Source organism: Micromonospora sp. DT4 (genome assembly GCF_049841675.1).
Lineage (GTDB): Bacteria > Actinomycetota > Actinomycetes > Mycobacteriales > Micromonosporaceae > Micromonospora.
This window is the reverse complement of sequence record NZ_JBNCKT010000144.1, coordinates 1-11,169: the sequence shown is the minus strand read 5'-3', so window position 1 is coordinate 11,169 and position 11,169 is coordinate 1. Positions and strand designations below refer to the sequence as shown.

General features: G+C 71.5%; 7 protein-coding genes and 1 pseudogene. 3 read left to right on the top strand and 5 right to left on the bottom strand.

The window, feature by feature from the left end; genetic code table 11:
* Positions 1 to 73 precede the first annotated feature (73 nt).
* Positions 74 to 553 (bottom strand): annotated as a pseudogene (locus ACLQ24_RS26315) (NAD(P)-dependent oxidoreductase); the annotation flags it as partial.
* Positions 554 to 739: 186 nt separating this feature from the next.
* Here ACLQ24_RS26315 and ACLQ24_RS26310 point away from each other — a divergent pair.
* From ACLQ24_RS26310 to ACLQ24_RS26300, 3 genes are all read left to right on the top strand, one after another.
* A complete protein-coding gene (locus tag ACLQ24_RS26310) occupies positions 740 to 2,557 on the top strand; it encodes a SpoIIE family protein phosphatase (protein WP_425894388.1) in 1,818 nt (605 codons plus the stop codon).
* 71 nt (positions 2,558 to 2,628) lie between these two features.
* Positions 2,629 to 3,801 carry a PQQ-dependent sugar dehydrogenase gene (locus tag ACLQ24_RS26305; RefSeq protein ID WP_425894387.1) on the top strand — a complete coding sequence of 391 codons (1,173 nt, stop codon included), beginning with the start codon at positions 2,629 to 2,631 and terminating at the stop codon, positions 3,799 to 3,801.
* Positions 3,802 to 3,862: 61 nt separating this feature from the next.
* A complete protein-coding gene (locus tag ACLQ24_RS26300) occupies positions 3,863 to 5,434 on the top strand; it encodes a metallophosphoesterase (RefSeq protein WP_425894386.1) in 1,572 nt (523 codons plus the stop codon).
* An 88-nt stretch (positions 5,435 to 5,522) separates the two neighbouring features.
* Here the strand turns inward: ACLQ24_RS26300 and ACLQ24_RS26295 are convergent, their stop codons facing one another.
* From ACLQ24_RS26295 to ACLQ24_RS26280, 4 genes are all read right to left on the bottom strand, one after another.
* Positions 5,523 to 7,880: a transketolase-like TK C-terminal-containing protein gene (locus tag ACLQ24_RS26295; RefSeq protein ID WP_425894385.1), complete on the bottom strand. Its 2,358-nt coding sequence runs from the start codon at positions 7,878 to 7,880 to the stop codon at positions 5,523 to 5,525.
* A gap of 118 nt (positions 7,881 to 7,998) precedes the next feature.
* Positions 7,999 to 9,498 carry an Asp-tRNA(Asn)/Glu-tRNA(Gln) amidotransferase subunit GatB gene (gene gatB / locus ACLQ24_RS26290; protein ID WP_425894384.1) on the bottom strand — a complete coding sequence of 500 codons (1,500 nt, stop codon included), beginning with the start codon at positions 9,496 to 9,498 and terminating at the stop codon, positions 7,999 to 8,001.
* Between the two features lie 265 nt (positions 9,499 to 9,763).
* Positions 9,764 to 10,393, bottom strand: a complete 630-nt coding sequence (locus ACLQ24_RS26285) for a DUF4276 family protein (protein WP_425894383.1) — start codon at positions 10,391 to 10,393, stop codon at positions 9,764 to 9,766.
* Positions 10,393 to 11,013 carry an AAA family ATPase gene (locus tag ACLQ24_RS26280; protein WP_425894382.1) on the bottom strand — a complete coding sequence of 207 codons (621 nt, stop codon included), beginning with the start codon at positions 11,011 to 11,013 and terminating at the stop codon, positions 10,393 to 10,395. Before ACLQ24_RS26280 ends, ACLQ24_RS26285 begins: the two co-directional genes overlap by 1 nt.
* Between the last annotated feature and the right edge of the window lie 156 nt (positions 11,014 to 11,169).

The window sequence follows — 11,169 nt, the reverse complement described above, 5'->3', positions numbered from 1 at the left end:
AAATCCTTGTTCCGCAAGCCCGAAGTCCGCTACGCCGCCTCCTGACCATCAACTATTTGCCTTACGGGTCAATAACCCCGAACGGCGCGAGCCGGTCCCGCACCGCAGTGCCGATGGAACCGGCGCCGACGATCAGCACCCGTTTGCCGGTCAGCTCGTCGGTCGGCGCGTTGCCGTCGTACGCCCATCGTCGCTGCGCCTGCGCGCGGGCGAAGGCTCCGAAGGCCCGCAGCTGGGCCAGGATCGCGGTGACCACCCACTCGGCGGTGGACGGGTCGTGCACCCCCCGGGCGTCGCAGAGCGTGACGCCCTCGGGGATTCGGCTGACCCAGGCGTCCGCCCCGGCGGAGAGCAGCTGCACCACCTCCAGGTCGGATAGCTCACCCAGCAGAGCGGTCGCGTCCGAGCCACTCAGGAACGGCGGCACCCAGAAACGGACGTCGGCCACGGCGGACGGCAGGCGGTCGGCGTGGTCGGCGATCTCCACCGTCACGCCCGGGGGCAGCTCGCCGACGAGGTCCAGGCCAGCCTGGTGCGGAATCCATACCTTCACGTCCGCCGACGATAGCCGCCGACGCGACGGCCGGCGCGCGCACGGCGGTGAACCGACGCCACCGGGGGCGGTACGCGGCGGTGGAGCGGGCGCGACGCGACGCACAGGTGTTCGGTTCCGGCCCTGACGAGGTATAACCAATTGTTGGAGGGCCGGTCGTCCTCCGCCCCGGCAGACAGGTGCTCGATGACGGACGGCTCCCCCGCCAACACGCGACGTTCGACCACCCCGCCCGGGGCGCTCGGCGACGCGGCGCGACTGCGTGCGCTCGCCGACACAGGCCTGGACGCCGCCCCGGACGAGGCGTTCGACCGGTTCGCCCGACTGGTCAGTGACCTGCTGGAGGTACCGGTCGCGCTGGTCTCGCTGGTCTCCGCCGACCGACAGTTCTTTCCGGGCGCGGTGGGGCTGCCCGAGCCGTGGTCGCAGCATCGGCAGACGCCGTTGAGCCACTCGTTCTGCCAGCACGTGGTGGACATCGAGGTGCCGATGGTGCTGCCGGACGCCCGGCTCTACCCCCGCGTACGGGACAACCTGGCCATCGACGACCTCGGCGTCGTCGCGTACGCCGGAATGCCGTTGACCGACCTCTCCGGCCGGGTGCTCGGCTCGCTGTGTGCCATCGACAACAAGCCCCGGGCGTGGACCGCCGGGCAGCTGCGGACGCTGTCCGACCTGGCCGCCGCCTGCTCGTCGGAGCTGCGCCTGCGGATCGCGCTGGACGGTGCGCAGGAGGGGCGTCGTCGGGTCGTCCGGGCGCACGAACGGCTGGAGCTGCTGGCCGGCGTGAGCGAGACCCTCGCCGGCACGCTGGACGTGGGCACATCGCTGCGCCGGCTCGCCGCCACCATGGTGCCGCTGCTCGCCGACTGGTGCCTGCTCACCCTGGTCGGCCCGTCCGGGCAGCCCCGGGAGGTGGTCGCGGTGCACCGCGACCGTGCCCGGACACCGGACGTCGGCCGCTTCGCCGAGCTGATGCGTACCGGCCTGGGCCAGGATTCGGTGATCCGGGAGGTGCTGCGCACCGGCCAGCCCCGGCTCGGCGGGGTGGCGTCGCCGGACGACGTGGCCCGGGGCACCACCGATCCGGAGATGCCGGCGATCGCCGAGCGGCTGGGCCTCGGCTCTTACCTCAGCGTGCCGGTGCGGGCCGCCGGGGGGACCGTGTTGGGCGCGATCACCCTGATCAACGCGCCCGGCCGGCAGCAGTTCGACGACCGCGACCTGCTCACCGCCGTGGACATCGGCCGCCGGGCGGGGCAGGCCATCGGCAACAGCTCGATGTACGGGGAGCAGCGGCACGTCGCCGAGGTCCTGCAACACAGCATGCTGCCGCGGCTGCCGCACGTGACGGAGCTGGAGCTGGCGGCCCGCTACCAGCCGGCGGCCGACCGGGTGGAGGTCGGCGGTGACTGGTACGACGCCTTCGTGCAGCCCGACGGCGACCTGATCGCGGCGATCGGGGACGTGGCCGGGCACGACATCGAGGCGGCGGCGACCATGGGTCAGCTCCGCAACCTGGTGCGCGGCAACGCGTTCGGCCGGCCGGACGCGGTCGGGGCGCTGATGAGCCACCTGGACGGCGCGATCCGCGGCCTGCGGCTGCCCATCGCGGCCACCGCCACGCTGGTCCGAATCCGCCCGGGTCGTTCCGGCGTCCGCGAGGTGACGTGGTGCAACGCCGGACACCCGCCGGCGCTGGTGGTCCGCGCCGGCGGCGCGGTGGACGTCCTCGAAGCGACGCCGGAGCCGCTGCTCGGCCTGGCCCGGCCCACCCCCCGGACCAGTCAGTCGACCAGCCTGGCCACCGGCGACACGCTGCTGCTCTACACCGACGGGCTGATCGAGCGGCGGGACCGGTCCATCGACGACGGGCTCGCCGAGCTGGTGGCGCGGTTGGCCGGCACCGAGACGGTGCCCCTGGACGACCTGTGTGACCTGCTGCTCGCCGCGATCCAGCACCGCGAGGACGACACGGCGCTGCTGGCCGTCCGAGCCCGCTGAGCGTTCCCGCTGCGAGCGGTGGACCGTCCGTCGGACCCGGCCGGCCCGTCCGGCGGGTTACCCTGGGCCGGGTGAGAGCCCGTCCCCCGTACCCTCGCGTCCGTCGCCTCCGGGCGGTCCTCGCAGCGTCCTGCACGGTGCTGCTGTTCGCCTCGGGTTGCAGTTTCGGCGAGCCGGAACCCGATCCGGCGGGCGAGCCGCCCAACCTGCCGACCCCGTCGTCGTCGGCGAACGCCGGCGGTGCGGGCCAGCAGGCGGTGACGACCGTCGTGGCCAAGGGGCTGCGGGTGCCGTGGGCCATCGCGTTCCTGCCCGACGGCGGCGCGCTGGTCACCGAGCGGGACAGTGGCCGGATTCTCCAGGTGGGCCCCGAGTCCGGCCCGGACGGGATGCGCGTCCGGGTCGCGCAGACGATCAGCGTCGTGGCAGCGGCGGGCGAGGGCGGCCTGCTCGGCATCGCCGCCTCCCCCGGCTATGCCCGGGACCGGACGGTCTTCGTCTACTACACCGCCGAGCAGGACAACCGGGTCGCGCGCCTGCAACTCGGCGGGCAGCCCACCCCGATCCTCACCGGCATCCCGAAGGCCAACGTGCACAACGGCGGCGGGTTGGGTTTCGGGCCGGACGGGCAGCTCTACGTCAGCACGGGTGACGCGGGCGAGCGGCCCAACGCGCAGAACACGAAGAGCCTCGGCGGCAAGATCCTGCGGATCACCACCGACGGCAAGCCCGCGCCGGGCAATCCGTTCCCCGGCTCGCCGGTGTGGTCGTTCGGCCACCGCAACGTGCAGGGCTTCGCGTGGGACGCGGCCAAGCGCATGTACGCCGTCGAGTTCGGCCAGAACACCTGGGACGAGATCAACCAGATCACCAAGGGCGGCAACTACGGCTGGCCGGAGGTCGAGGGGCGGGCCGGCGACAGGCGCTACACCGACCCCATCACGCAGTGGGCGACGTCCGACGCGTCCTGCTCCGGGCTGGCGGCGGCGGACCGGCTGCTGGTCACCGGCTGCCTGCGCGGTAAACGGCTCTGGGTGATGGAGCTGACCGACACCGGAACGCTGCTCGGACAGCCCAGCGAGTTGCTGACCAACCGGTACGGGCGACTGCGCGCCGTGGCCGCCGCGCCCGACGGCTCGCTCTGGGTGAGCACCTCCAACCACGACGGGCGGGGTGATCCGGCGGCCGACGACGACCGCCTCCTGCGGGTGGTCTTCGCCGGCGGCGACGGCGGTCGCAGCTGACCTGCGTCACCTTCCGCCCAGGTTTGCCAAGATCCCTTTACGGGCAGGTCAGAATCTCAGCATGGACTGGCAACGCGACGAGCGGCACGACGACGCCGAGGACCGGGACGACCCGGTGACCGGCGGCGAGCCGTCGCGCCCGTCGCGGCGGCGGATCGGCCGGCCCGGTGGACCGGCGCGGCGCACGGGCGTGGTCCTCGCCGTGCTGGTGGTGGCCCTTGCCGGGGCGGTGCTCGGGGTCCTGGCCGGTGGTCGGGTGAACACCGACATCGGGCCGTTCCGGGCCAACCTCACCCTCTCCCCGGCCAGCGACGGCGGGACGACCATCGACGTGCCGCCGCTCGGCGCGCTGCTGATCGACAGCCACAGCGGGCCGACGCACCTCACCGTACGACTCGGCGCGCTGGACCAGGGCCGCACCGAGGCGCTGCTCGACGACCCGGCGAGCATCAGTCGGGCCAGCCAGAGCGCCGTGGAGGACGTCCGCTCCGGGGTGATGCGGCTCGGACTGCGTACCCTCGCCTCGGCGGTGCTGGTCACCCTCATCCTGGCCGCGTTGATCTTCCGGAACATGCGGCGTACGGCGTGGGCGGGCGGGTTGGCGCTCCTGGTCACCGCCGGCAGCCTCGGCACGGCCGCCGCGACCCTGCGCCCGCAGGCTATCGAGGAGCCGCGCTACGAGGGTCTGCTGGTCAACGCGCCGGCGATCGTCGGTGACGCCCGCCGCATCGCCAACGACTACACCAAGTACGCCGAGCAGCTCCAACGCATCGTCGGCAACGTCAGCCAGCTCTACACGACGGTGTCGGCGTTGCCGGTGCTGGATCCGGCGCCCGGCACCACGCGCGTCCTGCACGTCTCCGACATGCACCTCAACCCGACGGGCTGGCAACTGATCCGCACGGTGGTGGAGCAGTTCGGCATCGACGTGGTCATCGACACCGGCGACATCACCGACTGGGGCAGTGAGCCCGAGGCGTCGTTCGTCGGTTCGATCAGCCTGCTCAAGAAGCCGTACGTGTTCATCCGGGGCAACCACGACTCGGGTAAGACCGGCGCCGCGGTGGCGCGCCAGCCGAACGCGATCGTGCTCAACAACTCGACGACCACGGTCGCGGGGCTGACCATCGCCGGCATCGGCGACCCACGCTTCACCCCGGACAAGAACACCTCACCGGCCGGCAGCGGGCTGACCCAGGAGGTGGCCGACCGGGTGATCGGGGCCGGCAACCAGCTCGCCGCGACGGTCCGCAGCTCGCCACGGCCGGTCAACATCGCCCTCGTGCACGACCCGGCGTCGGCCGGGCCACTCGCCGGCACCTGCCCGCTGGTGCTGGCCGGGCACACGCACGCCCGGCAGGTCTCCAAGCTGCCGCAGGCACCCGGCCAGCAGCCCACCGCCCTGTTCGTGGAGGGCTCCACCGGCGGGGCCGGGCTGCGCGGCCTGGAGGGTGAGAAGCCGACCCCGCTGTCGATGACCGTGCTCTACTTCGACCAGCAGAAGATGCTCCAGGCGTACGACGACATCACCGTCGGCGGCACCGGCCAGGCCCAGGTCAACCTGGAACGCCACATCGTGCAGGACCCGAACGCCGGCGCGCCCGCCTCGGTCACCCCCACCCCGACCCGCTGAGCGCGAGCTGCCGCCTGCCCACCCGCCGACTCGGCGGTGCCCGCCCGCCTGCCCTGCGGAGCCCGAAGCCCACCCCTCGAGGGCGAGGTCAGCGCAGGGCGATCGCGGCCAGGGCGGCGTTGACGATGCTGCCGGGCAGCAGGTCGTGCAGCTCGTACAGGTCGGCCACACTGCCGGACTGGCCGAACTCGTCCACCCCGAGCGGCACCGCCGGGGCGCCGAGCGCCGACCCGAGCCAGGCCATCGCGTGCGACGCCGCGTCGTGCACGGTCACCACCGGCACCCGGTCGGCGAACGCGGACCGCAGGGTGCCCGGCACGCTCGGCACGGTCGCCGTCCGTACGCCCTGGCGCAGGGTGCGCTGCCACGCCCGGTAGAGCCGGTCCAGGCTGGTCACGTCCACCACGTGCGCGGCGATGCCCTCCTCGGCCAGCTCCGCCGCGGCGGCCAGCGTCTCGGGTAGCACCGCGCCGGAGGCAGCGAGCTGCACCACCGGGGCGTCGGCCAGGTGCGGGTACGCCTGGTGCGCGTCGACGAGCCGGTACGCCCCGGCGACCACCTGCCGGCGCAGCACCGCGTCACCGAGCCGGGCCCGGGCCGCCTCGAACGGCGCCTGGTCCAGTGGACGGGTGCTGAGGCGGAAGTAGTACGCGCCGTCCTCGGCGGGTGCGGCCGTCGCGGCCGGGGTCGCCCCGGCGGCGATCTGCCCGAGCGCGTCGCAGAGCAGCCAGTCGAGGCTGCCCGCGTACGCCGGCTCGACGAAGGTCACCCCGGGCAGCTCCAGCCCCACCGACGCGGTGATCGTGGACTGGTGGGCGCCGCCCTCGGGGGCCAGGGTGATGCCCGACGGCGTGCCGGCCACCACGAACCGCGAGCCGGAGTACGTGCCGTACAGGAACGCGTCCAGGCCGCGCAGCACGAACGGGTCGTAGACCGTGCCCACCGGCAGCAGCGGCTGCCCGGACAGGTCCCAGGAGAGGCCGAGCTGGCCGAGCAGCAGGAACAGGTTCATCTCCGAGATGCCCAGCTCGATGTGCTGCCCGGTGGGGCTCTCGGTCCAGCGCAGCATCCGGTCCTCGGTCCAGGAACGCTGCTCGGTGGGGGCGAACACGCCGGTCTTGTTGATGAATCCGGCGAGGTTGGTGGAGGTGGCCACGTCCGGGGCGGTGGTGACCAGGTAACGGCCCACCTCCCGGTCCCGCGCCAGGTCCACGAGCACCCGACCGAACACCTCCTGTGTCGAGATCGGCTTGTTGGCGCGTACTCCCGTGCTCTCCGGGACGGTGACCCCCAGCGCGCGCTCGCGGGGCGCGCGGGACAGCGCCTCCCGGCGGGCGCCGGCCCGGATGCCGGCCGGGGACGCCGGGTCGAGGCGGTCCCACTCGGTGTCGCGGGTCAACCCGTGCGCGGCGCGCAGCGTCTCGACCTGCTCGGTGCTGAGCAGCGCGGAATGGTTGCGCGGATTGCCGGCGATGGGCAACCCCCAACCCTTGACGGTGTACGCGAAGACGACGCTGGGCCGGTCGGTGACCGCGTCGCACTGGGCGTACGCGTCGAGCATCGCGGACAGGTCGTGCCCGCCCAGGTCGGTGACGAGCGGGCCGAGGTCCTCGTCGGTGATCCCCTCCACGAAGGCGTCCACCTCGGCCGGCGCGCCGTCCAGGAACTGCTTGCGCAACGTGTCGCCGGTCAGCCCGAAGAGCGACTGGTACTGCTCGTTGGGCATCGCGTCGATCCAGTCGCGCAGCGCCTCGCCGCCGGGCCGGGCGTACGCCTCGGCGAGCCTACGGCCGTACTTGACCTCCACGACGTGCCAGCCGGCCGCCTCGAACTGACCCCGCCACTGGTTGATCCGGATGCCGGGGACCACCCGGTCCAGCGACTGCCTGTTGAAGTCGACGAGCCACATGACGTTGCCGAGACCGGTGGTCGCCGGGTCGGCCACCGCCTCCCAGATGTTGCCCTCGTCCAGCTCGGCGTCGCCGATCAGCGCCACGAACCGGGAGTGCGGCCGTGCCCCGAAGTGCGCGTCGACGTAGCGGCGGGTGACGGCGGCGAAGAGCGGCGCCGCCGCGCCCAGGCCCACCGACCCGGTGGAGAAGTCCACCTCGTCCGGGTCCTTGGTGCGCGACGGGTACGACTGGAGGCCACCACGCTCCCGCAGCCGGGGCAGGTACGACCGATCCAGGTTGCCGAGCAGGTACTGGATGGCGTGGAACACCGGCGAGGCGTGCGGCTTGACGGCCACCCGGTCCTCGGCGTCCAGGTGCGCGAACCACAGCGCGGTCATCGCGGTGACCAGCGAGGCGCTGGACGCCTGGTGGCCGCCGACCTTCACACCGTCGCCGGTGTTCCGGTCGTGGTTGGCGGCGTCCACGATCCGGGTGGCGAGCCAGAGCACCCGCCGCTGGATCTCGTCGAGGACGTCAAGGTCGTGCTGGGTCACGGTGGCTCCATTCGGGCGTCGACGACGCCCTCGACGAGGGGTGCGGGGTGGCCGCGTGGTCGACAGGGGGTGACGGAAGGCCGCCGCCGGGTCGCGGCGGCGGCCTTCCGGGTGGATCTCAGCCCTGGACGCCGAGGCGCTCCAGGATCAGCGTGCGGACGGCTGCGGCGTCGGCCTGACCACGGGTCGACTTCATCACCGCGCCGACCAGCGCGCCGGCCGCCGCGACCTTGCCGCTACGGATCTTGTCGGCGATGCCCGGGTTGGCGGCGATGGCCTCGTCCACGGCGGTCGTGAGCGCGCCGGTGTCCGAGACGACCTCCAGGCCCCGGCTGGTCATGATCTCGGTGGGCGAGCCCTCACCGTCGACCACGCCCTCCAGCACCGTACGGGCCATCTTGTCGTTGAGCTTGCCGGCGTCGACCAGGCCCTGCAACTCGGCGACCTGCGCCGGGGTGGCCCCGATGTCGGCCAGCTCCACGCCGCTCTCGTTGGCCCGCCTGGACAGCTCGCCCAGCCACCACTTGCGGGCCGCCGCAGGGGTGGTGCCGGCGGCCACGGTGGCCTCGATCAGCTCGACCGCGCCGGCGTTGAGCACCGACTGCATGTCCAGGTCGGACAGGCCCCACTGCTGCTGAAGCCGACGCCGGTGCACCCGGGGCAGCTCCGGCAGGGCGGCCTTCAGCTCGGCGACCCAGGCCGGGTCCGGGGCGACCGGCACCAGGTCCGGCTCCGGGAAGTACCGGTAGTCGGTGGCCGTCTCCTTCGAGCGGCCCGGCGTGGTGTCACCGCTGTCCTCGTGGAAGTGCCGGGTCTCCTGGGTGATCCGGCCGCCCGCGTCGAGCACCGCCGCCTGCCGCAGCATCTCCGAGCGGACCGCCCGCTCCACCGACCGCAGCGAGTTGACGTTCTTGGTCTCGGTGCGCGTGCCCCACTCCTGCCCCGGCAGGTTGAGGGAGGTGTTCACGTCGCAGCGCAGCGAACCCTCCTCCATCCGCACGTCCGAGACGCCGAGGGTACGGATCACGTCGCGCAGCTCGGCGACGTACGCCTTGGCCACCTCGGGGGCGAGCGCCCCGGTGCCCACGACCGGCTTGGTGACGATCTCGACCAGCGGGATGCCGGCCCGGTTGTAGTCGACGAGCGACTCCGTCGCGCCGTGGATCCGCCCGGTGGCACCGCCGACGTGCAGCGTCTTGCCGGTGTCCTCCTCCAGGTGCACCCGCTCGACCTCGATCCGGACCGTCTCGCCGTTCACCTCGACGTCCAGGTAGCCGTCCACGCAGATCGGCTCGTCGTACTGGCTGATCTGGAAGTTCTTCGGCATGTCCGGGTAGAAGTAGTTCTTCCGGGCGAACCGGCACCACTCGGCGATCGAGCAGTTCAACGCCAGGCCGATCCGGATGATCGCCTCGATGGCGGCCTTGTTGGCCACCGGCAGCGACCCGGGCAGGCCCAGGCACACCGGGCAGACCCGGGTGTTCGGCTCGCCACCGAAGTCGGTCGGGCAGCCGCACCACATCTTGGTGTTCGTGCCCAGCTCGACGTGGGTCTCCAGGCCGATCACCGGTTCGTAGCGCGCGACGACCTCGTCGTACGCGGGCAGTGTCGTGGTCATGAGACGCTCCAGGCGCGATCCGGACAGAACCTGTCCAGCCTAATGGCGTTGCCGCTCCCAGCGTCGTTCGGGTTTCCGATCCCCTGAGGATCACCGAGACCGGCTTGCCAGTGACAGCCTTGGGGGTACCTGCCGAGCATGACGAATACGGAAAATGGTCGATCCGTCGACCAGGGCGGGACGGCGGCCTCGCGCCGACGCGGCCGGGACAGGGCACGACACGCGTCACCCAGAGGCGAGGAGACGGACTCGCAACGACTTTCGTTCACGCCGAACGGTAACCCAGCCGCTCCAGCGCGTGGCGCGTGTCACTCCACCACCGTTGGTACGCGGGCACTCTCTGCAGACGAGCCAGCGAAACCAGCTCACCGAGTTGGCCATAATGATCCGTCGTTGTGCGGCTCACCCGGTCCATCACACTATTGAGTGCGCTCTTGGGATCAGCCACTCGCTCCGCCAGTCGCGGCTGTGCAGGAAGTCCCATCTCAGCATCTGTCCATCTGACCCCGAGGGCATTTCGCAACGCATCACCATCCGCGAGAAGCCATGCCTCCGTCTCGCGCACCGGAACCACGGCTACCAGTTGCTCCGCACGCTCCCCCCACAGCTCACGCAGCGGTCGCAGCCACTCTGCAGCAGTCCGCTCGGCGTTGGAACCTTGATCGTGATGGAAGAAGATCAGGGAGAAGCTTGCTGGGTTCTGCTCCACGAGTCCAATGACATCAGCTACGGAGCACGGGCCCCTCCGATCGCGTAACGGCTGGACGTCAGCGACCTCAACCGCGTCCTCAAATTCGGTCGAGCAGATCTCGGTCAACGCCCTGGCAAGCAACCTGGGAAGAAACTGGTCATCGGTGACTCCCTCGGAGATCAACGCGGAGGTCAGGTAACGCATCAGTTGTCCAACCCCGCCATGACCTCGAACTCAGCAATCTCTCTCGGGCTCACCACGCTTCCGACGTCCATTGCGTCGTCAATCGTGAGTTGTTGAGCCCCTGCGATCGCTCTCCATCGGCTGACCCGACTGCGGGCCTGGCCACGCTGGACGCGACTGACGACATCCATGAAGACCGCGTCGGTCCGCGTCCGGGCCTGCGCAGGTTCCAACGCCCGCAGGATCGCCGGCGAGTGACTGCTTAAGATGAGCTGAGTCAGAGCAGCACCCTCGGTTCTCGCGTCGATGGCCCGTTCGACGAGGTTCCGGAGATACCTGACAAACTGCGCGAGCCGTTGCGGAAAAATGCCGTTCTCAGGCTCTTCGAAGCAGATAAGGCCCGCGCCCCTGGGGTCGTAAAGTGCCGCCAGGAGAGCGATCGCCCGCAGCGTCCCGTCGGAGGCCACCCTGGCGGAGAACGGCGCCTCCTCTCGAGTAAGCACCTCCACCTGTCGCTGCCGGCGTGCCTCGTCCTCAGCGAGGCGAACCCGTATGACACCCGGGATGACGGCGGCCAAGTCGGCGGAGAGGTCGTTCAGTGCCCCTTCCGGCCTGTCGTCATTGCCGGTCTCATCCGCCAACCGTCGCAAGGTGTTAGCCAGGTGACCTCCGTTGGCAGCCAGGCCATCAGGGTCGTCATAGGAGTCAGGGACACGTAGCGCACTAGGGCCTGTCTTGTGGATCATGGTTGGTGGGGTAGGAACATCACGGGTGTCCGGAGTGTTACCCGAGCGCTA